This window comes from Microbacterium sp. BWT-B31 (assembly GCF_041379855.1).
GTDB lineage: Bacteria > Actinomycetota > Actinomycetes > Actinomycetales > Microbacteriaceae > Microbacterium.
In genome coordinates this window covers 100,314-123,934 of sequence record NZ_JBFECU010000001.1, presented here as the reverse complement: position 1 = coordinate 123,934, position 23,621 = coordinate 100,314, and the positions used below count along the sequence as shown (strand labels likewise).

The 23,621-nt window shown below is 71.3% G+C and carries 18 protein-coding genes; 4 read left to right on the top strand and 14 right to left on the bottom strand.

Annotation, left to right across the window (positions count from 1 at the left end):
* Positions 1 to 229 precede the first annotated feature (229 nt).
* Complete coding sequence (locus AB1K54_RS00570; RefSeq protein WP_371200743.1) at positions 230 to 4,345, top strand: endo-1,4-beta-xylanase; 4,116 nt, start codon at positions 230 to 232, stop codon at positions 4,343 to 4,345.
* Positions 4,346 to 5,067: 722 nt separating this feature from the next.
* On the opposite strand, the gene AB1K54_RS00565 is transcribed toward AB1K54_RS00570, so the two are convergent.
* The 4 genes from AB1K54_RS00565 to AB1K54_RS00550 are packed head-to-tail and all read right to left on the bottom strand — an operon-like array spanning position 5,068 to position 10,637.
* On the bottom strand, positions 5,068 to 7,425 hold the full coding sequence (locus AB1K54_RS00565) for a glycoside hydrolase family 3 N-terminal domain-containing protein (RefSeq protein WP_371200742.1): 2,358 nt from the start codon (positions 7,423 to 7,425) through the stop codon (positions 5,068 to 5,070).
* Complete coding sequence (locus tag AB1K54_RS00560) at positions 7,422 to 8,321, bottom strand: carbohydrate ABC transporter permease (RefSeq protein WP_371200741.1); 900 nt, start codon at positions 8,319 to 8,321, stop codon at positions 7,422 to 7,424. The genes AB1K54_RS00565 and AB1K54_RS00560 overlap by 4 nt, the downstream gene beginning before the upstream one ends.
* A complete protein-coding gene (locus AB1K54_RS00555; protein WP_371200740.1) occupies positions 8,321 to 9,316 on the bottom strand; it encodes a carbohydrate ABC transporter permease in 996 nt (331 codons plus the stop codon). The genes AB1K54_RS00560 and AB1K54_RS00555 overlap by 1 nt, the downstream gene beginning before the upstream one ends.
* Before the next feature lie 22 nt (positions 9,317 to 9,338).
* On the bottom strand, positions 9,339 to 10,637 hold the full coding sequence (locus AB1K54_RS00550; protein WP_371200739.1) for an ABC transporter substrate-binding protein: 1,299 nt from the start codon (positions 10,635 to 10,637) through the stop codon (positions 9,339 to 9,341).
* 143 nt (positions 10,638 to 10,780) lie between these two features.
* Between AB1K54_RS00550 and AB1K54_RS00545 the strand changes: the two genes are divergently transcribed.
* Both AB1K54_RS00545 and AB1K54_RS00540 read left to right on the top strand, forming a co-directional pair.
* Positions 10,781 to 11,983 (top strand): ROK family protein, encoded by a 1,203-nt coding sequence (locus AB1K54_RS00545; protein WP_371200738.1) that lies wholly within the window; start codon positions 10,781 to 10,783, stop codon positions 11,981 to 11,983.
* Positions 11,984 to 11,992: 9 nt separating this feature from the next.
* The gene (locus tag AB1K54_RS00540) at positions 11,993 to 12,340 is read left to right on the top strand and encodes a hypothetical protein (RefSeq protein WP_371200737.1); all 348 of its coding nucleotides are present in this window, start codon (positions 11,993 to 11,995) and stop codon (positions 12,338 to 12,340) included.
* Between the two features lie 30 nt (positions 12,341 to 12,370).
* Here the strand turns inward: AB1K54_RS00540 and AB1K54_RS00535 are convergent, their stop codons facing one another.
* The 10 genes from AB1K54_RS00535 to AB1K54_RS00490 form a co-directional block, all read right to left on the bottom strand.
* Positions 12,371 to 12,685, bottom strand: a complete 315-nt coding sequence (locus AB1K54_RS00535; protein ID WP_371200736.1) for an ATP-dependent DNA ligase — start codon at positions 12,683 to 12,685, stop codon at positions 12,371 to 12,373.
* Between the two features lie 100 nt (positions 12,686 to 12,785).
* Positions 12,786 to 13,409 (bottom strand): alkylhydroperoxidase domain protein, encoded by a 624-nt coding sequence (locus AB1K54_RS00530; RefSeq protein WP_371200735.1) that lies wholly within the window; start codon positions 13,407 to 13,409, stop codon positions 12,786 to 12,788.
* A complete protein-coding gene (locus AB1K54_RS00525) occupies positions 13,406 to 13,999 on the bottom strand; it encodes a CMD domain protein (RefSeq protein WP_371200734.1) in 594 nt (197 codons plus the stop codon). The genes AB1K54_RS00530 and AB1K54_RS00525 overlap by 4 nt, the downstream gene beginning before the upstream one ends.
* Positions 13,996 to 15,054: a putative FMN-dependent luciferase-like monooxygenase gene (locus tag AB1K54_RS00520; protein ID WP_371200733.1), complete on the bottom strand. Its 1,059-nt coding sequence runs from the start codon at positions 15,052 to 15,054 to the stop codon at positions 13,996 to 13,998. The genes AB1K54_RS00525 and AB1K54_RS00520 overlap by 4 nt, the downstream gene beginning before the upstream one ends.
* Complete coding sequence (locus AB1K54_RS00515) at positions 15,051 to 16,679, bottom strand: dipeptide ABC transporter ATP-binding protein (protein WP_371200732.1); 1,629 nt, start codon at positions 16,677 to 16,679, stop codon at positions 15,051 to 15,053. The genes AB1K54_RS00520 and AB1K54_RS00515 overlap by 4 nt, the downstream gene beginning before the upstream one ends.
* Complete coding sequence (locus tag AB1K54_RS00510) at positions 16,676 to 17,662, bottom strand: ABC transporter permease (protein WP_371200731.1); 987 nt, start codon at positions 17,660 to 17,662, stop codon at positions 16,676 to 16,678. The genes AB1K54_RS00515 and AB1K54_RS00510 overlap by 4 nt, the downstream gene beginning before the upstream one ends.
* Positions 17,659 to 18,684, bottom strand: coding sequence for an ABC transporter permease (locus AB1K54_RS00505; protein ID WP_371200730.1), 1,026 nt, complete (start codon positions 18,682 to 18,684; stop codon positions 17,659 to 17,661). The genes AB1K54_RS00510 and AB1K54_RS00505 overlap by 4 nt, the downstream gene beginning before the upstream one ends.
* A 20-nt stretch (positions 18,685 to 18,704) precedes the next feature.
* Positions 18,705 to 20,339, bottom strand: a complete 1,635-nt coding sequence (locus tag AB1K54_RS00500) for a TIGR04028 family ABC transporter substrate-binding protein (protein WP_371200729.1) — start codon at positions 20,337 to 20,339, stop codon at positions 18,705 to 18,707.
* A 186-nt stretch (positions 20,340 to 20,525) separates the two neighbouring features.
* The gene (locus tag AB1K54_RS00495) at positions 20,526 to 21,938 is read right to left on the bottom strand and encodes an NtaA/DmoA family FMN-dependent monooxygenase (protein ID WP_371200728.1); all 1,413 of its coding nucleotides are present in this window, start codon (positions 21,936 to 21,938) and stop codon (positions 20,526 to 20,528) included.
* Positions 21,935 to 22,792 (bottom strand): sulfurtransferase, encoded by an 858-nt coding sequence (locus tag AB1K54_RS00490; protein ID WP_371200727.1) that lies wholly within the window; start codon positions 22,790 to 22,792, stop codon positions 21,935 to 21,937. Before AB1K54_RS00490 ends, AB1K54_RS00495 begins: the two co-directional genes overlap by 4 nt.
* A gap of 123 nt (positions 22,793 to 22,915) precedes the next feature.
* Here AB1K54_RS00490 and AB1K54_RS00485 point away from each other — a divergent pair, with 123 nt between their 5' ends.
* Complete coding sequence (locus tag AB1K54_RS00485) at positions 22,916 to 23,611, top strand: SDR family oxidoreductase (RefSeq protein WP_371200726.1); 696 nt, start codon at positions 22,916 to 22,918, stop codon at positions 23,609 to 23,611.
* Positions 23,612 to 23,621 lie beyond the last annotated feature (10 nt).

Below are 23,621 nucleotides of genomic sequence, written 5' to 3'. Positions count from 1 at the left end.
CCGCCGGCGACGCGCGCCGCTCCCGAAGCCCGTGCGGGCAGTGCGCGAAAACGCGCACGCGGATGCGCCGCTTCGCGGCATCCCTCCGCCTTCGCGTGCCGCACTGAGGCACGATGGCGAAACTTCCGACGAAGTTTCGTAACAGTTGCGTAACGGGATCACCGCCCGGCGTCTCCTGTCTATTAGTTTGCGAGAACGACAAATCCCCCTGCGCGCAAAGGAGCGCCCCGTGAGAAGACGCCGCAACGCCCTCTCCGCCTTCGCATCCGCGATCGCGACCGGAGCCCTGTTGGTGACCTCCCTGTCCGTCATCCCCGCCGCGACCGCGGCCGTCTCGGGTGTCTCGTCGGTGGACTTCGAAGACGGCACGCTCGGCGGCTGGACCCAGTCAGGCGGCGGCGCCGGCACCCTGACCTACGTCGCCGACCCCGACGACCCCGGCAACCAGGTGCTCAGCGTCAACGAGCGCGACGCCGACTACGTCGGGATCGAGAGCCCCACCGGTCTGTTCGCCGAAGGCACCGAGTACACCTTCTCGGCCCGCGTGCGCCTGGCCGCCGACGCTCCCGCCGACACGTCCAGCGCGCGCTTCGTCGTGAAGACCGGGTACCACTGGGTGGGCGACACCACCATCACGAAGTCGGCCTGGACGACGGTGACCGGCACGCGGATCGCCGACTCCGACGACTCGAACGTCTTCATCGGCACCGCCGAGCTCTCCCCCGCTGCGCCCTACACCTACCTGATCGACGACATCGAGATCACCACCGAGACCGCCGAGCCCGCGGGGCCGGCGGTCGTGCTGCAGAGCGACTTCGAGACGGGCATCGCACCGTGGACGGGTCGCGGTGCGACCATCGCGCAGACCGATGCCGCAGCCCACGGCGGCGCGCACAGCCTGGCCATCACCAACCGCACCGACACGTGGAACGGCGCGTCGATCGACGTGTCGACGCTCTTCGACGAGGGGGTCGAGTACACCATCTCGGCGTGGGTGCGCCTGGCCGACCCGGCCGCGACCCCGGTCGGCGTCAACCTCGGCGCGAACCAGCCCGGGGCGGCCAACGAGTACCCGTGGGTGGGCTCGCGGCCGACCGTCGGCGGCACCGAATGGGTGCAGCTGTCGGGCGTGTACACGAGCGACGCGGCGCACCCCGCCGCGATCCTCTACGTCGAGGCCGCAACGGCGGGCGTGGACCTGCTGCTCGACGACGTGCTCATCACGGCACCCGCGACCGACCCGGGCCAGACGCCCGGTCAGGCCCCCGGCACCGTGCTGATCGAGACGAACTTCGACGACGGCCAGATCGACGGCTGGTCCCCGCGCGCGGGCTCCGGAACGTCGAACCCGACCGTGAGCGTGGTCGAGGCCGGCGCGCTGGACACCTCGCACGCAGCCCAGGTCTCGAACCGCACGCACGAGGGCGACGGCATCCAGCACGACGTGAAGGACCTGCTGCTGCCGGGCGCGACGTACGCGATCGAGGCGTACGTGCGCTTCGCGCCGGGCTCCGAGCTCGGACGCGGACTCACCGTCTCGATGCGCACCGTGACCGGCTCGACGCAGACGTTCGGCAACCTCGTCCAGGTCGAGAACGCCACCGACACCGGCTGGACGAAGGTCTCGGGCCAGTTCACCGTGCCCGGCTACGACACCGCCGCCGAGCTGTACTTCGAGGCGCGCTACAACAGCGGCAACACCTCGACGTTCCTCGTCGACCAGGTCAAAGTGTGGGTGCCCGAGCCCATCGACGCCGACCTGTCGCTGGCGCCGCTCAAAGACACCGTCGACTTCCCCGTCGGCGCCGCCATCGACCAGCGCGAGACCAGCGGCGGGGCATCCGCTCTGCTCCTGCACCACTTCGACCAGATCACGCCCGAGAACCACATGAAGGTCGAGAACTGGTACAACGCCGAGAAGCAGTTCACGCCGCACTCGCAGGCCGCCGCGCTGCTCGACTACGCGCGCGACGAAGACCTGCGCCTGTACGGGCACGTGCTGGTGTGGCACTCGCAGACCCCGGCGTGGTTCTTCCAGGACGACAGCGGGCGCGAGCTGACCGACTCCGACGCCGACAAGCAGTTCCTGCGGGACCGCCTGCGCACGCACATCTTCGACATCGCCGAATGGATGTCGGACGAATACGGCCTGTTCGGCTCCGACACGAACCCCCTCGTCGCGTGGGACGTGGTCAACGAGGTCGTCTCCGACCAGTCGACGCCCGACGGGCTGCGCACCAGTGCGTGGTACCGCGTGCTCGGCGAGGAGTACATCCACCTCGCGTTCGAATACGCCGACGAGGCCTTCAACGACACCTACGCCGCCGACGGCACCGACCGCCCGGTGAAGCTGTTCATCAACGACTACAACACCGAGCAGGACCTCAAGGGCGAGCAGTACGAGGCCCTCGTGAAGCGGCTGCTCGCGGCGGGCGTGCCGGTCGACGGCGTGGGACACCAGTTCCACGTGTCGGTCACCACGCCGATCTCGTCGCTCGCCGGTGCCCTCGACCGGTTCGCGGGCCTCGGGCTGCTCCAGGCGGTGACCGAGATGGACGTCACGATCAACCCCGCCAACGAGCCCAACCGCATCGCGCAGGGGCACTTCTACCGCGACGCGTTCAACGTGTTCCGGGCGTACGAGGCCGCGGCGCCGGCATCCGAGAAACTGTTCTCGGTGACCATCTGGGGCCTCACCGACAACCGCTCGTGGCGGTCGGCGCAGCAGCCGCTGCTGTTCGACGGCTCGCTCGGCGCGAAGCCCGCCTACTACGGCGCCGCCGGCGACGACGAGGGCCTGCCGCCGCTCATCACCACGGCCAACGTGTTCGGCGGAGACGTCGCGCTCGAAGACGGCTTCGAGAATGCGGTCGAGTGGCGCAACCTTCCCGAGAACGCGCTCACGAACGCAGCCGGCGGCTTCCAGCTGCGCTGGAACGACGACCACCTCACCGCCCTCGTGCGCACGCCCTCCGAGCTCGAACGCGTCGAGTTCACCTACGGCGGCGCGGAGTACGTGTACCAGCCCGGAGCGGCAGAGTCCGTCGACGGGGTCGACACGGTCGTCAACGGCCAGCACTACATCGTCGCGCGCCTGCCGCACACCGGGGTCACGCGCGGCTCGACGGGGCAGTTCGACGTGCGCGTCGTCGCCGGCGGCTCGGTCGCCGGCGCGTGGAACTCGCCCGGGTCGACCGGCACGCTCACCTTCCTCGAGCCGCTGTCGTTCGTCGAGGTGCCCGAGGCGACGGATGCCGCACCCGCTGTCGACGGTCAGGTCGACGCCGTGTGGTCCACCGTCGACCCGGTCACCACGGCGACCCGGGTCGAGGGCAGCGCCGAGGGGGCGAAGGCCTCCGTGCGGACACTGTGGCGCGGCGATGTGCTCTACGCGCTGTACGAGGTCACCGACCCGGTCATCGACGTCTCCAGCAGCGACCCGTGGAACCAGGACAGCGTGGAGCTCTTCCTCGACCTCGAGAACCGCAAGAGCGGCGGGTACGGCCCGAACGACGCGCAGCTGCGCGTCACGGTCGACAACGACCAGTCGTTCGGCGCGGGCAACGCCGCAGCGCAGGCGGCACGGCTCACGAGTGCGACGGCGCTGGTCGACGGCGGCTACGTCGTCGAGCTCGCGGTCGACCTGACGGGAGAGTCCGGCGGCCAGAGCGACGTGCCGCTCGGCGGGCTCGACACGTTCCACGGCATCGACTTCCAGGTCAACGACGGCCGTGCCGGTGCCCGGTACGCGGTGCACACGTGGGCCGAGCCCACCGGCACGGGGTACCAGACGACCGCCCGCTGGGGCGTCGCGCACCTGGTCGCCGGTGAAGACGGCGGCGAGCCGGGCGAGCCGGGCGAGCCGGGTGAGCCGGGCGAGCCGGGCGAGCCGGGTGAGCCGGGCGAGCCGGGTGCCGGTCAGCCTCCGCTGTCGGGCGACGAGCTGACCGACGCGGGCCGCGGCTCGATCTCGGCGCCGACGTCGGCGCGCCCCGGCGACACCATCACGATCGACCTCGGCGACGAACACGCGAACGAGCAGGTCGAGGCGTGGCTGTTCTCGACGCCGCGACTGCTCGCCGAAGGCACGTCGTCGTCGATCGGCACCTTCTCGGTGACGATCCCGCTGGATGCCGAGCCCGGCGCGCACCGCATCGCGGTGTTCGACGCGGAGGGGCAGCTCATCGGCTGGGTCGACATCACGATCCTGGGGGCTGCCGCCAGCGGCACGCTCTCGGTGACGGGCGCCGAAGCCCCGCTGGGGATCGCGTTCCTCGGCGCGTTCGCCCTGGTGCTCGGCGGCCTGCTGTTCGCGGTGCGTCGGCGCCCGGTGCGACAGGGCTGACACGCCCGCCGGATGGGGCGGTGCGGGCATCCCGCACCGCCCCATCGTTTCCCGCCCCTGGGTCGCGCGCCGTGCGGGGTCGACTGCGCCGCTCGGCAACACCTCCCCGGAGGCGCCGGTGCCGCGCCACGCGCCCGTGCCGCGGTGGTCGCGTCTCCCCACCCGCCCCTCGTCGAGAAACCGCGGTCTCGCCGAAACCGCACGTCATCCGCGTCGATGACATGCGCACTCGGCGAGAAACCACGTACTCGACGGGCCGGGCGGCGCGCCGGGCGGCTGGCTCGACGCGGCGGCCCACTCGGCGGAGCAGCGTCCCACAGGGGCAAGGCGCACCGCGAACCCTCTTCTCGATGAGACCGCGCGCATCCATGACAAGGCCCCGCCGCCCGTCGAGAAACCGCGGTCTCGCCGAAACCGCACGCCATCCGCGTCGATGACATGCGCACTCGGCGAGAAACCACGTACTCGACGGGGCGGGTGGCGCGGCGGGGGGCTGACGCGACGAGGTTCCGCGCACACGAGCCGCGGGATGCTGTGCTCGTTCAACCACCCGCGGGATGCTGTGCTCGTTCAACCACCCGCGGGACGCTGTGCTCGCTCAACCACCCGCGGGCCGTTGGCCGGGGCGCACGCGAGAGAAGGCGCGGGCGGCTCGGCACGCGCACGCGAGAGAGGGCGCGGGCGGCTCGGCCGCTCGCGCCCTCTCTCGCGCTCAGGACGGGTCAGGCGTCAGGCAATACCGTGACGGTCGCGTGCAGAGCGCGGGTGTGGTCGACCACGCGGGTCTGGCCGGTCACGCGCACGGTGCGCGAGGTGACGATCTCGGCGCTCGACCGGCCGAACGACAGCACGAGGTCGCCCGGTTCGACGATGCGGCGTCCGTCGACGCCGGTGAAGGAGGTGATGTCGGCGGGCACGTCGAACGACACGGTCGCCCGCTCGCCCGCGCCGAGCTCGACGCGCGCGTACGCGATGAGTCGCTGCACGGGACGCACGGTGGAGGCGACCGGGTCGTGCAGGTACAGCTGCACGACCTCGACGCCCGCGCGATCGCCCGCGTTGCCGACATGCACCGACACCGTGACGGAACCGTCGACGGGCAGCTCGGCCGCCGACGCCGAGGCATCCGCCCACACGAACGGCGCGTAGCCGATGCCGTGGCCGAACGCGAACGCCGCAGTGGTGTCGATGTTCGAGACCCCGCTGCGGCGTGCGAGAGGCGCGGCGAGGTATGTCGAGGGCTGGGCGCCGGGGTTGGACGGCACGCTCACGGGAAGGCGACCGCTCGGGTTGACACGTCCCGAGAGAACACCGGCGAGTGCGCCGGTTCCCTCCTCGCCCGTGAAGAACGACTCCACGATCGCCGCGGCCCGCTCCACAGCAGAGCCGAGCGCATACGGACGACCGGCGAGCAGCGTGACCACGGTCGGGGTGCCGGTGGCGATCACCGCGTCGACGAGGTGCTGCTGCGCCCCCGGAAGGGTCAGGTCGGCCGCGTCGCAGCCTTCGCCGCTCGTGCCGCGGCCGAAAAGGCCGGCCCGGTCGCCGAGGGCGAGGATCGCGACGTCGGCGCCGCGCGCCGCGGCGAGCGCCTCGTCGAAGTCGCGCTCTCCGCCGTCGACCGTCGTGCCCTGCACGTAGGTGATCTCGGCGTCGGGAAACTCCCGGGCGAGGGACTCCCGCAGGGTCGGCAGCTCGATGCCCGCCCCGAAGGCGGGGTGATGGATGCCGACATGCAGCGGGAACGAGTAGCACCCGAGCACCGCGAACGGGTCGTCGGCGTTCGGACCGATGAGCGCGATGCGCTTAGGCGTCTTGAGCGGAAGCACGCCGTCGTTGCGCAGCAGCACGATCGCGCGCTCGGCGAGCTCGCGCGCCAGGGCGCGGTTCTCGGCGGGGTCGAGGTCGACCGATCCGCGCACGTCGTCGGCCGTGGCATCCTCCCGACCCGACAGAACCGCCGGCGTGTAGCCGTCGGCGCCGTCGAGCAGGCCCAGCTCGATCTTCTGCGACAGCACGCGACGCAGCGCCCGGTCGATGAGCGCCTCAGGCACGATGCCGTCGCGCACGGCGGCGACGAGGTCGGGGCCGAAAGTCTTGCGGCCGGGCAGTTCGACGTCGATTCCCGCCTTGAGCGCCTGGTGCGCAGCATCCGTCCAGTCCGCCGCCACGCCATGCTGGGTGAGCAGGAACGCGATCGCGAAGTAGTCGGCCACGACGGTGCCCTCAAAACCCCACGTGTCGCGGAGCAGACCCGTCAGCAGCGACTCGTCGGCCGCCGAGGGCACGCCGTCGAGGTCGGTGTACGAGTTCATGACGCTGCGCACGCCGCTCTCGCGGATCGCCATCTCGAACGGCGGCAGGATCACATCGGCCAGCTCGCGGCGCCCGATCGACACGGGGGCGAGGTTGCGGCCGGCCTTGGAGGTCGAGTACCCGGCGAAGTGCTTGAGGGTCGCCACGACACCGGCCGACTCGAGCCCCTTGATGTAGGCCGTCGCGGTCGTGCCGACGAGGTACGGGTCCTCGCCGATCGTCTCTTCGACGCGGCCCCAACGAGCGTCGCGCACGACGTCCAGCACCGGCGCGAGGCCCTGGTGCACGCCCATCTTGCGCATGTCCGCGCCGATCTGCGCTCCGACGCGCTGCACGAGGTCCGGCGACCACGAGGCTCCCCACGAGAGGGGCACGGGGTACGCCGTCGCGCCCCACGCGGCGAAGCCGGCGAGGCACTCCTCGTGCGCGAGCGCGGGGATGCCCAGGCGCGACTCGTCGACGATGCGCTGCTGCGTGCGCAGCAGCGACACCGCACCGGCGGCCGGATCGACCGGAACCGTGCCGTACGTGCGCGTCAGCTGCCCGAGACCCAGCGGCGCGACGTCGGCGAGGTCGATGTCCTCGGTCATCTCGTTCTGGTTCGGGGCAACCTCGGCGCCGTCGTTGGACGCGGCGATCCAGATGCCGTAGAGCTGCGCGATCTTCTCTTCGAGGGTGAGCGCGGCCACCAGGGCTTCGGTGCGATCGGCGACCGGCAGGGACTCGTCCCGCCACGGAGCGATCCCGGTCTCGGGCACGGTCATCCCTTCACCGCCCCGGTCAGACCACCGACGATCCGCTTCTCGGCCATCAGGAAGAACACGAGCGCCGGGATCATCGACAGCGACGTGTACGCCAGCACAGAGCCGGTGTCCTGCGAGTACTGCGTCGAGAACTGCGTGACACCCAGCGGCAGCGGCCACAGCTCCTGCGGCAGGCTGCCCGTCGAGATCACGAGCAGCGGAAGGAGGTATGCGTTCCAGCTCGCGACGAACGCGAGGATGCCGACCGTGATGAGACCCGGCTTCGCCAGCGGCAGCAGGATGCGCCAGAAGAAGCCCATGCGCGTGGCGCCGTCGATCACGGCGGCCTCTTCGAGCTCGTCGGGGATCGCCCGCAGGAACGGCACCAGGATGATGATCGTCGTGGGCAGCGCGAACGCGATGCCGGGGATGATCACTCCGAGGTACGTGCCGTGCAGGCCCAGCGTGCGCAGCAGCAGCGTCAGCGGCAGCGCGGCCACCGTCAGCGGGAACATGAGACCCGCCGCGAACAGCGTGTACAGCCCCTGACGCCCGCGGAAGTTGTAGCGCGCGAGCACGAACGCGGCCATGATGCCGGCGATGACGACGCCGGCGGTCGTGGCGACGGCGAGCACGACGCTCGCGAACACGTTGCCCCAGAAGCGGGGCGAGGTCAGGACGCGCGCGTAGTTGTCGAGCACCCACGGGTCGGGCAGGCCCGCCGGGGCGGCGTTCAGGTCGGCGGTCGTGCGGAAGCCGCCGATGATCACGTACAGCACCGGTCCGATCGCGACCGCCGCGAGGATGAGCGCGATGAGGTAGACGAACGGCTGGCCCCAATCGAAGCGGCGCTTCTCGGGTGCCGGCTCGTTCTTCTCGGTGACGATCGCGCCACTTCGGATGGTGGTGGTCGTCATCACTGGACGCCTCTCGTGATGGATCCGGCCAGGTCGCGGCGCAGGGCGAAGCGCTGGTAGACCAGCGCGATGACGAGCGAGATCACGAACAGGATGACGGCGATCGCGCTGCCGTAGCCGGGCTGCCCGGCGAACTGGCCCTGCTGCACCATGTAGGTGGCCATCGACTCGGTCGCGATGCGGCGCACCGCGGGGGCGACCGTGACCCAGATCATGTCGAAGACCTGGAGCGATCCGATGATCGACAGGAACGCCCAGATGCGGATCGTGGGGCCGAGCAGCGGAAGGGTGATGTGACGCTGGATCTGCCACCAGGTGGCGCCGTCGATGGCGGCGGCCTCGGCGAGCTCTTCGGGCACTCCCTGCAGGCCCGCGAGCATCAGCAGGATCGCGAAGCCGAGGTACTTCCACGTGAGGATCAGGAAGATCGTCCACAGCGCGATGTTCGGGTCGGCCAGCCAGTTGGCCTTGAGGAAGCCCAGGCCGAGCGCGTCCAGCAGCGCGTTGACGCCGCCGTTGGGCTGGAGCAGCATGCGCCAGGCGAGACCCGCGATGACCTCGGCGAGCACGTACGGCACGAAGATCAGGAGGCGGAAGACGGAACGTCCGCGCAGCTTGCGGTTCAGCAGCAGGGCGACCGCGATGGCAAGCGGCCCCTGGACCAGGAGCGACGCCGCGAGGATGAAGAAGGTGTTGCCGATCGCTCGGAGGAACTCGGGCGAGGTGAGCGCCCGCACGTAGTTGTTGAAGCCGATGAAGCGGCCGGGGTCGGCGAGGTTCTCCCACCGGAAGGCCGGCGGCAGGTTATAGAAGCTGTAGATCGCCGCGAGGATCACGGGGAGGATCACGAAGCCGAGGAAGAGAATCAGCGCGGGGCCGACGAAGACGACGATCTCGGTCCACTTGCGGACGTTGCGCCGGTTCCCTCGGCGCTGGGGAGCAGGGCCCGGGCCCGCGGAGACCGCGGGCCCGGGCGTGGTGACCAAACTAGTCATATGTGAATGTGCAGGCTTGGCGTTACAGCGTCGCTGCCGCGTCCTTCATCTTCTGGACGATCTCCTCAGGCGAGCCGACACCTGCGAACAGGTTGACGATGCCCTCGTTCATCGCGTTCCCGACGGTGGTGCCGAACGCGGTGTCGAGCCAGAGCTGCACGAAGGATGCCTCGGACAGGCCCTGAGCGACCAGGAGGAGGTTGGGGTCCTCGAGCGAGGTCTGTGCGGCCGCGACGGTCGGGATGCCCGAGCCGCTGGCGGCGAACTTCGCCTGGACCTCTTCGCTCATGATGAATTCGAGCAGCTCGGCGCACTCCGGCGGAGCGTCGGCCGCGCAGCCGAAGCCGTCGCCGCCGCCGAGGGCGGCCGAGGGGTCGCCCTCAGCGCCCGCGATGCCCGGAACCGGGAACCAGCCGAGGAACGGAGGAACCTGCTCGTCGGGGGTGAGACCGCCGATGACACCGGCGTTCCAGTGGCCCATGAGCTCCATGGCGGCCTGGCCGTTGGCGACGAGGCCGGCGGAGCTGCCCGCGCCCTCCTGCGCCTTGGTGCCGAGGAAGCCGTCCTGGAACGGCTCGATGCCGAGGAAGTCCTGCAGCTGCTTGCCGGCGTCGACCCAGCACGGGTCGTCGAAGTCGAAGTCGGTCTCGGCGGCACGCAGGGTGTCGGGAGCGCAGGACTTCAGCGCGAACTGGTACCACCAGTGCGCGGCAGGCCAGCCGTCACCGGCGCCCACGGCGATCGGGACGACGCCCGACTCGCGCAGCTTGCCGACGACGTCGATCAGCTCGTCGAAGGTCGTGGGGACCTCGACGCCCGCGGCCTCGAACATGTCGGTGTTGTACCAGAAGCCCTCGATGCCGAAGGTGAAGGGGATGCCGTAGGTCTTGCCGTCGACCTGCCAGGGGTTGACCGTGGCTCCGACCGACGAGATCGTGTCGGGGATGACGTCGTCGAGCTCCATCAGGTAGCCGTTGGCGACCTGGTCGCGCAGCTCACCGCCCGGCCACACCTGGAAGAGGTCCGGCGGGTCGCCCGCCGCGAGCGCGTTCGGGATGAGCGTGCGCTGGAGCTCTTCGTTCTGGTACCCGGTCTGCTCGACGGTGACGCCGGGGTGGGCGTCTTCGAACTCTTGGGCGACCTCTTCCCAGACGGCGGGCATGGGGCCCGACGTCGCGTTGTGCCACCACGTGATGGTGACGTTGCCGTCGCCGTTGTCGGCGCCGTCGCCACCGCCGCCGGCACAGCCGGCGAGCATGCCGACCGCGAGGCCGGCTGCGGCGACGCCCGCGGCGTACCGCATTGCGCTGCGTTTGTTCATCTTCGAACCTCTCGAAAGTTTCGACTCCCACGTCGAAAGTGATCTGGACGGCATAAGAATAGGCCGTTCCCTATTTCGAGTCAAGGCCAACATATTCGGCGCGCGCAGCGCCGCCGCTCACGGCGTTCGCCTACAGTTGACGGATGACCGACCGCGCCGGCACCGTCGAGGGCGTGCGGCGCGCCAATCTGGCGCGCATCCTGCAGCTCGCCCACCTCGAGCGCGCCCTCTCGCGATCGCGGCTGACCGCGCTCACCGGCCTCAACCGGTCGACGGTGGCCGACCTCGTCGCCGAGCTCACCTCGCGAGGCCTCACCATCGAGCGGGCACCGGATCCCTCGCACAAGGTCGGGCGCCCCTCACCCGTGGTGGCCCCAGACCCGTCGGTCGTCGCCATCGCCGCCAACCCCGAGGTCGACGCCCTCACGATGGCCGCGATCGGGCTGGACGGCACGCTCCACGCGCGCCGCCGCATCGACGTCGACCACCTGATGCCGCCCGAGGAGGCGGCGGGGCTCATCGCCGAGGTGACCGACCAGTGGCGCACCTCCGTACTGGCCGAGTCCCGCATCGTCGCGGCCGGCGTCGCGGTGCCCGGGCTCGTGCGCGCACTGGACGGCCTGGTGCGGGTCGCGCCGCACCTCGAGTGGACGGATGCCCCGATCCGCACGCTCGTCGAGAGCGCGACGGGCCTTCCGACCGCTGTCGGCAACGACGCATCCCTCGGCGCGCTCGCCGAGCATCTGTTCGGGGCGGGCCAAGGGATCGACGACCTCGTCTACCTCAACGGCGGAGCCAGCGGCATCGGCGGCGGGCTCATCGTGCACGGCATACCCGTCGGCGGCATGTCGGGCTACGCGGGCGAGTTCGGTCAGAACCGCCCCGGCATCCTGTCCCCCGACGACCGCCGCGCGGCGGCGGGGGTGCTCGAGGACGAGGTGAGCCGCGCGCGCCTGCTGAGCGCGGTGGGCCTCGGCGCGGCTGACGAGCCCACACTCGCCGCGGCGATCGCCATGTCGGACTCGCCTACGGTCGCGCTCGAACTCGCGCGGCAGCGGCGCATCCTGTCCACGGCCCTCGCGAACGTCGTCAACGTGCTCAATCCCGCCGTGGTGGTGCTGGGCGGATTCCTCGCCACGATCGCCGACAGCGACCCGGACGCCTTGGACGCGTCAGTGCGCGTGCAGTGCATGCCCGCGGCCGCTGAGGACCTCGAGATCCGCACCGCGGTCCTCGCCGAGGACCGCCTGCTGGTGGGCGCGGCAGAGGCCGCGTTCGCGGGTCTGCTGCGCGACCCGCTCGGCAGCCTCGGAACGGATGCGACCACCGAGGCGACCACGGCTTAGTGTTGCCGCATGGGCACGATCTACTACGGAGGCGGCGCCACCGCGATCCACGTCGAAGACCGTGCCCTGGCGCACTTGAAGGTCGTCATCGCCACCAAGCTGCGCCGCAACGAGAGCTTCACCGTCTCGTGGCGCCACCCCGACGATCAGCCCCGTGGGCGCAGCACGATCTGGCTGCATCCGTCGATTCCGCTGCGGTTCGTCTTCGACGACCCCGAGCCCGCCGAACTCAGCCGCGAATGGATCGAGGAACTGGCCAACTCGGCCAACTCGTCCGGCGGCATCACGCTCATCGCGGAGCATTTCGACACGGCGCCCACACCCGTCATCCAGCCCGGCACGACGCCGGAGCCCTGACGCTGCGGGCGCCACGCCCCCGCGCGGGGATCACCCCTCTTCGACCGCCTCTTCGGGGGGCTCCGCAACGATGGTCAGCCCCGCGGGACCGCTCGCGGCCTGCATGAGCTCTTCGACCCACGCCCGGTTGATGCGCGGCTGCCGGCTGCCGAAGAAATGGAACTGCATCGGCACCGACGGATGCATCCAGAAGCTGCGGCGCCCGCTGCCGTCGCCCATGTCGACGTCGAACATGAACGCCTCGGACCGGCGCAGCTTGTTCATCACCACGATGCGCAGGTGCGCCAGCGTGCGGTCGTCGATCTCGACCGAATTGCCCGACGCGTCGTAGATGAACCTGCCCATGTGGGGGAGCCTAGTGCGCACTCAGCCGGCGCACGGACCCGTCCCGCCGCACAGGACTCGAGGCGGCGTGCGGCGGGACGGGTCGGCGGGCTCGGGCGGTTCAGGCCTGGTCGGGCGGGGCGACGGGGCGTCCGAGCGAGAGCATCAGTCGGTTCGCCCAGTTGAAGAACGCCGCGCCGTGGATGACGTCGGCGACCTCGAGGTCGTCGAGACCGGCGGCGCGCAGCCGCTCGACGTGCGCCGGGCCGAAGGCGAGGGGTGTCGCGGTGAGGGCGGCGGCGGCATCCGTGATCGCGTTCCAGCGCTCGCCGAGATCGGCAGCCACTCCTTCGCGCAGCAGCGTGTCGACCAGTTCGGGGTTCTTGGAGAAATGCGCGGCGAAGCGGGCGTGCACCGATGCGCAGAAGACACAGCCGTTGACCCGGGATGCCGCCGCCGCCGCGAGTTCGCGCTCTTCACGAGGCAGGCCCTCGGCGGTGTTGTAGAAGATGTCCTTGTCGACGAGCGTGCGCGAGCGCAGGATCTCGGGGTCGCGCACGAGCAGCCGGAAGTAGTCGCTCGACGCCCGGCCGCGGTCGACGAGGCCCTCGTAGTGCCGGTCGGTGAGGTCGTCCTGCGGGAACGGTTCCAGCCAAGGCAGCCAGCCCACCTCGCCGCGTGTGAACGCGTGCGGGTGCGGGGCGTCGTAGGTGTGGGCGCGGGTGTCGGACAGGGTCTCAGTCATGCGGATGCCTCCTCGAGAACGCGCAGGCCGGCCACGACCCGCTGCTGGAATGCCAGGAATGAGACCAGCTGCGACAGCGTGACGATGCCGTCGATGCTCCAGCCGGACTCGAGCAGGCGGTCGAGCGCGTCGCCGGCTGCCTCGCGCGGACGGTAGACCAGCAGGTGCGTGTGCTCGAGCGCGGCGGCCAGGCGCTCGCCGAGCGCGTCGCGGGCGGCGCTGTCGATCGCCAGACGCCGTCCTTCGGTGCTCTCTTCGACCAGGCCCTCCTCGCGATACGTGCCGAACGGCCCGGTCGTGGCGCTGCCGGCGCCGAGAGCAGCGACCACCGCCGCGCGCTGCGCATCGGCGCCCGCGGCCAGGTCGGCGTAGTGCGCCGCCGTCGCGTCGTCGGCGGTCAGCCGCGTCGCGAACGCCGCGACGAGCGCGCGCTCGGCGACCGGGAACTCGGCGTCATCGACCGGGGCGAACAGCGCGTCGTGGCTCGCCTGCAGCTGCGCCCGGGTGACGGGGCGCCGGGCGCGCACGGCGGCGACGAGGCCGTCCGGCGCGACCCGCGCGATCGTGTCGACGGTGTCTGGGGTTGTCATGCGTCGTCCTTTCGAAGGGAGGGATCGGATGCCGCTCCCGCGGCCGCGAGCGACCTGTCGCGCGTGGCCCAGCCGAGCGACGGCGCGACCTCGGTCGCGAACAGCTCGATCGAGCGCAGCACGAACTCGTGCGGGGCATCGACGGAGTGCACCTGGAAGGCGACCTCGTCGGCACGGGCGAGCGTCGCGTCGGCGGCGAGGGACTCGGCCACCTCCTCGGGCGTGCCGAGGTGCGTGTCGAGCGCGACGATGAGCTCGTCGATCGTGTCGCCGGGGATGGTCTGACCCCCGCGGCGGAACCCGTCAGCGGCCCGGCGCAGCCCGACCTCGGCAAAGCGCAGCGCGTCGGCACGGTCGTCGGCGACGAAGACGGTGCGCGATGCCGTCACCCGCGGCGGCGCGCCGGCGGGGAGTGCCTCGAGGTAGGCGTCGATGATCGGGTCTTGGATCGCGGCGAGCGACGCGTGCAGGTCGTCGGCGGGACGCGGCTGGGTGCGCGAGAGCAGCAGTCCGTGGCCGTGCACCCCGGCGCGGGTTCCACCCGAGGCCGAGAAGGTGGCCTGCCACACACGCTGGGCGAGGGTTCCGGCATCCGGGTACAGGGTGTTCCCCGCGCCGATCTCGCGACCCTCGAGGGCCGCCAGCAGCGTCTGCAGCTTCGCCTCGTACGCGACGGTCTTGTCTGCCACGGTGAGGCCGAAGGGCGGGAACGACGCCGGCGTGCCGCCGCTGCCGAGACCGAGGTCGAGGCGCCCGCCCGAGAGCAGGTCGGCGACCACCGCGTCTTCGGCCACGCGCACCGGGTCTTCGAGCGGGAGCGTCACGACGCCCGTGCCGAGGCGGATCTCGCTCGTCGCGGCCGCCGCGTGCGCGAGGAACACGAACGGCGACGGAAGCCCGCCCTCGGACGCGTGGAAGTGGTGCTGCGCCACCCATGCGCGCTCGATGCCGAAGCGCTCGGCGTGACGGATCTGATCCGTCGCCAGCCGGTAGCGCTGGGCCGGCGGCGCCTCGTCGAGAAGCCGGGTGAAGAAGGCGAGCGTGGGGGCGGTCATACGGCGACGTCCGTTCGTCCGGGCACGGCGGCGAGAAGCTCGCGCGTGTAGTGATGGGTGGGATCGGCGAAGAGCACCTCGGTCGGGCCGTCCTCGACGATGCGGCCGCGGCGCATGACCGACACGGTGTGGCTGATGCGTCGCACCACCGCGAGGTCGTGCGAGATGAACAGGTAGGTCAGGCCGAGCTCCTGCTGCAGCGACTCGAGCAGCTCGAGGATGCGCGCCTGCACGGTCACGTCGAGCGCCGAGACCGCCTCATCGAGCACGACGACGTCGGGCCGGATCGCGAGGGCGCGTGCGATGGCGACGCGCTGGCGCTGCCCGCCGGACAGCTCTCGCGGCGAGCGCTCCAGCACGTCCCGTGGCAGCGCGACGCGGTCGATCAGCTCGGCGGCGCGCTCGGCCCGGTCGGCACGGCGGCCCTCGCCGAAGTTGTGCAGCGGCTCGGCGACGATCGCGCTCACGGACTGCCGGGGGTCCAGCGACGAGAACGGGTTCTGGTACACGAGCTGGATGCGCCGCCGCAGCTGCCGCACCTCGTCGCGCTTGAGGCCCGCGACGTCGGTGCCGGCGAGGTCGATGGTGCCGGCATCCGGATGCAGGAATCTCGTGACCAGGCGCGCGGTCGTCGTCTTGCCCGAGCCGGACTCTCCCACGAGCGCGTGAGTGGTGCCCCGCCGAACGCGGAACGACACCTCGTCGACCGCGCGGAACGGTTCGCGCCCGCGCGCCGAGAACTCCTTGATCAGCCCCGTGGCCGTGATGGCGTAGGGGTTCTCGGCTGCGGCGGCCGAGGCATCCCGCAGGTAGAGCGGTGCGGGAGCCTGCCGGAAGCCGGTGGCGAGCGCCGGGGCGTCGGCGAGCAGCTGGCGCGTGTACTGGTCGCGGGGATCCGACAGGATGCCGTCGGCGGGCCCCTCTTCGACGACCCGGCCGTCCTTGAGCACGACGATCCGCTGCGCGCGATCGGCGGCGACCCCTAGGTCGTGCGTGACCAGCAGCACCGAGGTGCCGCCCTCGCGGCGCAGATCGTCGATCAGGTCGAGGATGCGCCGCTGCACCGTGGCATCGAGGGCGCTGGTCGGCTCGTCCGCGATGATCAGGCGCGGTCGCAGGGCGATCGCAGTGGCGATGAGCACGCGCTGGCGCATGCCGCCCGACAGCTCGTGCGGGTACTGGCGTGCGCGCAGGGCCGGGTCGTCGAGTCCGACGCGCTCGAGCAGCTCGAGCACGCGGGCCTTGATCACGCGCGAGTCGCGCTCGCCGTGCACTCGCAGGATCTCGCCGACCTGCACACCGATCGGGCGGACCGGGTCCAGCGACGAGGTCGGATCCTGCGGGACGAGACCGATCTGGGTGCCGCGCACCGCGCGCAGGCGCCGCGACGACCAGCCCGCGATGTCGGCGCCGCCCACGCGCACCGCGCCGGCGTCGAGCCGTCCGCCTTGCGGCAACAGGCCGATGAGGGCGTGCGCGGTCGTCGACTTGCCCGAGCCGGACTCGCCGACCAGCGCGACGACCTCGCCCTCGGCGACGTCGAACGAGACGCCGTGCACGACTTCGCGCCGCCCGGCGCGGCCGGCGTACGAGACCCGCAGGTCTTCGATCGACAGCACGGTCATCGGCTGCTCCTTCCGAGCGACTGGCTGATGCGGTTCGCGCTCAGCACCACGACCAGCACGACGAGGCCGGGCAGGGTCGTGAGCCACCACGCGGTGGCGACGTAGTTGCGACCCTCGGCGATGAGCAGGCCCCACTCCGGCGTGGGCGGCGGAGCGCCGTAGCCGAGGAAGCCCAGCGTCGAGATCGCGAGGATCGCCGTGCCGAACTGCAGCGCGGCCAGGCCCACCACCGCGGTGAGCGAATTGGGCAGCACGTGGCGCCACAGCACGGCGACGAAGGTGCCGCCGCTGCCGAACGCGGCCTCGACGTAGTCGCTGCGCCGCACGCGCACCACCTCGGAGCGCGACAGCCGCGCGAACGACGCGACGCTCACCACACCGACCGCGATCGCGGCGTTGACCGTGCCGAAGCCGAGCAGGATGATCACCGACAGCATCAGCAGCAGGCCGGGAATCGACAGCAGCACGTCGACCACGCGCATGAGGATGTCATCGACGATGCCGCCGCTCGACCCGGCGAGCACGCCGATGAGGGTGCCGACCGCGAGGCCGACCGTGACCGCGATGAGCGCGCCGGACAGGGAGTTCACGGCGCCGTGCACGACTCGCGCGAACAGGTCGCGGCCGAGCGCGTCGGTGCCGAACCAGTGCGCGAGGCTCGGAGCCTGCAGCTTCTCGGCCGGCACGCCCTGGATCGGGTCGTAGCCGGTGAACAGCCACGGCACGATCGCCCACAGCACCGCGATCACCACCACGATCACGGCGAGCACGAGTGTCCACGAGGGGCGGCGGCTGCGGGCGAGCAGGCTCGCGGCCTGCGAGCGACGCGACGGGCGACCCGGCTCTGCGCCGGCGTCGCGGGCGACCGGGTCGACGACGGTCCCGCTCGACTCGTCCAGCGCCGCGCCCTGGGCGACGGCCGCCTCTTCGGGCGTCACGATCGAGCGGGCGTCCAGACCCTGCGGATGGGCGGGAGCGGTCATGCGGATGCCTCCACTCGGTCGCGTCCGTGCACGTCCTGATCCGCGGATGCCTCGTCGCCGGAGCGCGGGGCGTCGGCGGCGAGCGCGGCCCGGCGCGAGCCGGAGCGCAGGCGCGGGTCGAGCACGGGGTACAGCAGGTCGACGATCAGGTTCACCACGATGAAGGTGAGGGCCGCGAGCACGACGATCCCCTGCAGCACCGGGATGTCCTGGTTGGCCACGGCCTGCTCTGTGAGCCGGCCGATGCCGGGGCGGCCGAAGACCGTCTCGGTGACGACCGCTCCGCCGATGAGCTCGCCGAACAGCACGCCGGCGATCGTCAGCGTCGGCAGGATCGCGTTGCGGGCGACCGAGGCCCACAGCACTCGCGCGTCCGACGCGCCCTTCGCCCGGATCACCGTCACGAACGGCTGCAGCTGCACCTCGTCGATCGAGCGCACCAGGATCTGCGCGAGCGGGGCCGAGATCGGCACCGCCAGCGTCAGCACCGGGAGGATGAGCCCCGCCACCGGGTCGGCGCCGACGATCGGCACCCAGCCCAGCCCGAACGAGAACACTTGGATCAGCAGAATGCCGAGCCAGAACACCGGCACCGACACGAACACGCCCGGCACCGCCTGCAGCACCGTGCGCAGCCAGGCGAAAGGTGACAGGGCCGAGAGGAACGCAATCCCCACCGCGAGCACGACCGCCACGACGAAGCCCACCGACGCGAGGGCGATCGTCGGCGGAAGCGCTTGGCCGATCAGCTCGAGCACGGGCGTGCCGTATTGCGTCGAGAACCCGAAGTCCCCGTGCAGATAGCCGCCGAGCGTCTCGAGGTACTGCTGCCACCACGGGGCATCCGCTCCGTAGTTGACGCGGATCTGCGCGATCTGGTCCGGCGTGAGCCCCAACTCGGGGTTGTCGTACCGGATCAGGATCGCATCGCCCGGCAGCAGCTGCAGCAGGATGAAGGTGGCCGTGAAGGCCGCGATCAGAACGATCGCGGCCTGCCCGGCGCGGCGGAGCGCGTAGCGCATGTCAGTCCTCGCCTACGTGCCTAGTGCTTGTCGAGCCACACGTCGTAGAACAGCGGGCGGCCGACCGATTCGAACTGGATGCCGTGGACGTACGGCGCGGCGCCGTACACTTGGGGCTCCTCGAACAGCGGGATCACGTACGCCTGCTCGGCCAGGTAGTCCTGCACGGCCTGCGTGGCGGCGACGCGCTTGTCGGAGTCGGGCTCGCTCGCCACCGCGGACAGCAGCTCGTCGAGCTTCGCGTCGTCCGAAAGCAGCACGTTGCGGTTCTTCGTGAAGAACTGGCTCTTGATCACGTCGAAGTCCGCGCGGCCGACCATCGAGTGGTAGAGCGGCGTCTTGAGCGGGTCCTTGATGTCTTCGGCGTAGGTGCCGGCATCGGCAGCCTTCACGTTCAGCTCGACACCGATCTTCTTCAGCTGCTGTGCGACCAGCTCGAGGGTCTGCTTCGACAGCGGCTGCGGCTGGGCCTCGTACACGGTGAGCGACAGGCGCTCGCCGTCCTTCTCGCGGATGCCGTCGGCGCCGGGCGTGAAGCCTGCCTCGTCGAGCAGCTTCGCGGCCTTCTTCGGGTCGTACGCGTAGTACTTGGACTCGTCCTTGTACCCGAGCGCGCTTGAGCTCAGGGCCGAGGTCGCCTTCGGGTAGTTCGTCGTGAAGATCGTGTCGACGACCTCCTGGGCGTCGACACCCGCCACGAGGGCCTGGCGCACGCGGATGTCGCTGAGGAGCGGGTTGGTGAACCGCAGGCTGAGCGAGTTGTTCACGCCGCGGGTCTGCGGTGCGTACAGGTCGAAGCCCGACGACTCCACACGGGCCTCGTCGAACGCCTGCACGTAGCGGATGTAGTCGGCCTGACCCGCCAGCAGCGAGCCGATGCGCACCGAGTCCTCGGGCGTGACGATGAGGTGGATCTCGTCGACGTACGCGCGGCCCTGGTGCTCGGAGTTCGCCGGCGCCCAGTCGTAGTCATCGCGCGCGGCGAACGTGAGCTCGGTGCCGAGCTTCTCGTCGGTGATGACGAACGGACCCGATCCGACGATGTCGGTCGCGTTTCCCGCGCCGAACTCCTCGAGCGACAGGTCGAGGGTGCCGGGCGACAACAGGCCGGAGTTGATCGTCGACGTCGCCTGCAGGAAGCCGGGCGCCGAGGCCGAGAAGTGGAACGTCACCGTGTCGGCGTCGACGACCTCGCTCGAAGCGTAGTTGTTGATCGCCTCAGACACCGTCAACCCGAGGTCGGGGTTGCCGAGACCGTACGTGTCGAAGTTCTTCGCGACGGCGGCCGCATCGATCGGCGTGCCGTCCGAGAAGGTCACGTCGTGGCGCAGTTCGAAGGTGTACTCGGTCGCGTCGTCGTTCACCGTCCACTCGGTCGCGATCCACGGCTCGATCTCGAGAGTCTCGGGGTTCTGCCAGGTCAGGCGCGCCGTGATGTTGTTCACGATGCCGCCGTTCGGGTAGAAGCCGGCCTGGGGCGGGTACAGGTTCGTGTAGGTCTGGTGCTCGAGGTAGGTGACGGCTCCGCCGGTGACCGGCTCGCCGGCCGGCTCGTCCGAGCTCGTCGGAGCGGCGCCGGACGCGCACGAGGCGAGCGTGCTCGCGAGGGCCACCGCGGCGAGCGCTGCAGCAGCGCGAAGTGCGGGACGGGACATGTGATCTCTCCTGATGGACGGCGATTCGGGTGGTGAAAAGCTCTGACCGCCACGCTAGAGAGACCGCGGCGTGCGCCGCTGAGCGTGACGACACTCCCCGTCACCCCTCGAAAGACGCGTTCACACTTGTTCACACGAGGTAACGCGGATGCCGCATCCCGGGCGCCGCGTGGCAGAGTTCGCGCCTCAGCCGGCGGTGGTGACGTCGGTGGCGGCCAGGGCGTGCAGCAGACGCGGGGCGCCCAGGCCCAGGCGCTCGCGGAGCGTCGCGCCGGTGCGGCCGAGCAGGCCGCGGCGGCGCAGCTCGGGAACGGCCAGGGTCGTGAACGCCTCGAATTGAGCGGGCTGGAAGGCCGAGAGCACGTTGAAGCCGTCTGCGGCGTGGTCGTCGCGCCAGCGCTCGAAATGATCCGCGACCGTCGCCGCGTCGCCCACGACGAACGCGGCGGGCACGGCATGCGCGGCGATCAGGTGCCGCCACGTCACCGGCGACCGACCACCGACGCGACGGCCGGTGCGCTGCTCCACGAGCGCGAGCACGCGCGCCCCGGCCTCGCCGAACGCCGCGGCGTCGGCGGGTGGCAGGGCAGCGTCGACCGACGCGCGCCGTGCGGCGGCATCCGTCGCGATGCCCGCGGCATCCAGGAACGCCCCCAGCGACCGGTTCGCCGGAAAGCCCGCACGTTCGGCATGCGAGGCCACCCCGTCGTCGATGGGCACCAGCAGCAGCAGGCGGTCCACGATCGCGCGGGCGGCGGCATCCGTCTCTGCCACCACCGGAAGGACCGGCGCGATCACCTTGACGTCGTCGGGATCGCGCCCGGCGTCGCGAGCCAGCGCACGCAGCAGGGCCCGCGTCTCACGCGCCGAGTGCAGATCGGGCGACGCGATGAGCGCAAGGTCGGCCTCGCCGGCCGCGAGTGCGCGCGAGCGGTCCGAGGTGCCCGCGTGCACGAGCGGCAGGTGTCCCTGCGGCGGCCGCGCGACGTTGAGCGGGCCGGCCACCCGCACGTGCTCGCCCCGCAGCGCGGCCGGGCGCAGTCCGCGCTGGTCGATCAGCCTGCCGGTGAGCCGATCGGCGATCCACGCGTCTTCGTCCCACGACTCCCACAGCAGGCGCAGCGCCCGCACGAACTCCTCGGCACGGTCGTACCGCGTCGTGTTGTCGGCGTGCGCGTCGCGTCCGTGGTTGGCGGCCGCGCGCGGCTCGGCGCCGGTGACGAGGTTGACTCCCGCACGCCCCCCGGTGAGGACGTCGAGGGATGCCGTGGCCCGAGCTGTCGCGTACGGATCGGCGTACGTCGTGTTCACGGTCGCGATGAGCCCGATGCGCTCGGTCACTCCGGCGAGGTACAGCACCGCGCTCAGCGGATCGATGCGCGCGAGCAGGTAGGGGTCGCGGAACTCAAGGTCGGGACCGGTCGCGAGCCAGTCTCCGAAGAAGAGGTAGTCGAGGCCGGCGTCCTCGCCGAGGCGTGCGATGCGACGCAGGGTCGCGGCATCCGTCTGGGGATCCGCGTGCGCACCCGGATGCCGCCACCCGGACGGATACGCGCCCAGGGTGCGCACCATCGCACCGACGATCAACGGCTCGGTCACGCGGTGACCACCTCGGCGGACGGGGTGCTGCCGACCGCGACCAGCCGGCCACGCGTGTTGGACCACTGGCTCCACGAGCCCGGGTACACGGCGACCTCGATGCCGGCGAGCGCGCCGGCGAGCGCGGTGTGCGTGGCGGCGATCCCCGAGCCGCAGTAGGCGGCGACCGATACCCCGTCCGCCGCGCCCGCCGACGCGAAGACGGCGCGCAGCTCGTCGGGCTCACGGAAGCGCCCGGCACGCACGTGCACGGTCGTGGGCAGGTTGCGCGCGCCGGGGATGTGCCCGGCGATCGGGTCGATCGGCTCGCTCTCGCCGCGGTAGCGCTCGGGTGCGCGCACGTCCAGCAGCACGCCCCGCCAGCCCCAGTCCTCGACATCGTCGATCCCGGCGACACCCCCGTCGATCTCATCGAGGGCGACGGTGCCGCGCCGCGGCTGCACATCGCCGGTCTCGAGCGCGTACCCTTCGGCCACCCACGCGCGCAGCCCGCCGTCGAGCACCCGCACGCGGGGCAGGCTCGAGCGGGTCAGCAGCCACCACGCGCGCGCGGCGGCGATCGACTGCAGGTCGTCATAGACGACGACCTGGTCGCCCGCGTTCACGCCCCACCGGCGCGCGGCGTCTTCGAGCTGCTCCCGCGTGGGCAGCGGATGTCTCCCCTCGCCCGGATCGCCGCGCCGGGCGAGCTCGTGCTCGAGGTCGACGTAGACGGCGTTCGGCACGTGCCCGTCGAGGTAGGCGGGCCGCCCTTCCGGCTCGTCGAGCCGCCAACGCACGTCGAGGACGCGCACATTCGGGTCGCGACGCAGCAGATCTGCCAGTTCCTGCGCGGAGATGAGGGGGGACGTCATATATCCATGCTCACCGCATCGCGCCGGCGATGGGCCGATGTGACACTCGCCACGGCGTCGACATGACACATGGCGCAACACACCGTCACACGACACCGGAGCGCCGGATGGAAAGATGGACGGATGCCTCACACCCACGTCCTCACCGGGGCCGGCTCCGGGATCGGCGAGGTCGTCGCCCGCCGCCTCGCAGACCGCGGCGACCGGCTGGTCCTCCTCGCGCGCGACGAGGCGCGGGCGGCGGAACTCGTCGAGCGCTTCGGCGCAGACGGTGCGATCGTCGCCGATCTGCGGCATCCGGAATCGCTCGCCGACGCCGTCGCCCGCGCGAGCCTTCCCGCCCGGATCGACTCGGTGATCCACGCCGCGGGCATCGTCGAGCTGGGAACGGTCGCCGAGCTCACGGTCGAGAAGTGGACGTCGCAGCTGCTGGTGAACCTCGTGTCGGCCGCCGAGCTCACGCGTCTCGTGCTGCCCGCGGTGCGCGCAGCGCGCGGACAGGTGCTGTTCGTGAACTCGGGCGCGGGCCTGACGGCCCACCCCGAGTGGTCGGCGTACGCGGCCTCGAAGCACGCTCTCAAGGCGCTCGCCGACGCGCTGCGCGGCGAAGAGGCTCCACACGGCGTGCGCGTGACGACCGTCTACCCCGGCCGCACCGCGACGCCCATGCAGCAGAAGGTGCACGAGCAGGAAGGCCGCGACTACGACGCGAGCGCGTTCATCGATCCGGAGTCGGTGGCGACCGCGATCCTGACCGCGCTCGACCTGCCCCGCGACGCCGTCATCAGCGACCTGACGGTGCGGCCCGGGCCGCGCTGAGCTTCGACGC

Bases quoted from the DNA above. Each gene is read 5' to 3' on its own strand.
- AB1K54_RS00555 (WP_371200740.1), bottom strand. From the start codon at position 9,316: ATGACTAGTTTGGTCACCACGCCCGGGCCCGCGGTCTCCGCGGGCCCG.
- AB1K54_RS00505 (WP_371200730.1), bottom strand. From the start codon at position 18,684: ATGCGCTACGCGCTCCGCCGCGCCGGGCAGGCCGCGATCGTTCTGATC.
- AB1K54_RS00485 (WP_371200726.1), top strand. From the start codon at position 22,916: ATGCCTCACACCCACGTCCTCACCGGGGCCGGCTCCGGGATCGGCGAG.
- AB1K54_RS00560 (WP_371200741.1), bottom strand. From the start codon at position 8,321: ATGACGACCACCACCATCCGAAGTGGCGCGATCGTCACCGAGAAGAAC.
- AB1K54_RS00510 (WP_371200731.1), bottom strand. From the start codon at position 17,662: ATGACCGCTCCCGCCCATCCGCAGGGTCTGGACGCCCGCTCGATCGTG.
- AB1K54_RS00530 (WP_371200735.1), bottom strand. From the start codon at position 13,409: ATGACTGAGACCCTGTCCGACACCCGCGCCCACACCTACGACGCCCCG.
- AB1K54_RS00500 (WP_371200729.1), bottom strand. From the start codon at position 20,339: ATGTCCCGTCCCGCACTTCGCGCTGCTGCAGCGCTCGCCGCGGTGGCC.
- AB1K54_RS00515 (WP_371200732.1), bottom strand. From the start codon at position 16,679: ATGACCGTGCTGTCGATCGAAGACCTGCGGGTCTCGTACGCCGGCCGC.
- AB1K54_RS00550 (WP_371200739.1), bottom strand. From the start codon at position 10,637: ATGAACAAACGCAGCGCAATGCGGTACGCCGCGGGCGTCGCCGCAGCC.
- AB1K54_RS00565 (WP_371200742.1), bottom strand. From the start codon at position 7,425: ATGACCGTGCCCGAGACCGGGATCGCTCCGTGGCGGGACGAGTCCCTG.
- AB1K54_RS00525 (WP_371200734.1), bottom strand. From the start codon at position 13,999: ATGACAACCCCAGACACCGTCGACACGATCGCGCGGGTCGCGCCGGAC.
- AB1K54_RS00520 (WP_371200733.1), bottom strand. From the start codon at position 15,054: ATGACCGCCCCCACGCTCGCCTTCTTCACCCGGCTTCTCGACGAGGCG.
- AB1K54_RS00545 (WP_371200738.1), top strand. From the start codon at position 10,781: ATGACCGACCGCGCCGGCACCGTCGAGGGCGTGCGGCGCGCCAATCTG.
- AB1K54_RS00540 (WP_371200737.1), top strand. From the start codon at position 11,993: ATGGGCACGATCTACTACGGAGGCGGCGCCACCGCGATCCACGTCGAA.
- AB1K54_RS00490 (WP_371200727.1), bottom strand. From the start codon at position 22,792: ATGACGTCCCCCCTCATCTCCGCGCAGGAACTGGCAGATCTGCTGCGT.
- AB1K54_RS00535 (WP_371200736.1), bottom strand. From the start codon at position 12,685: ATGGGCAGGTTCATCTACGACGCGTCGGGCAATTCGGTCGAGATCGAC.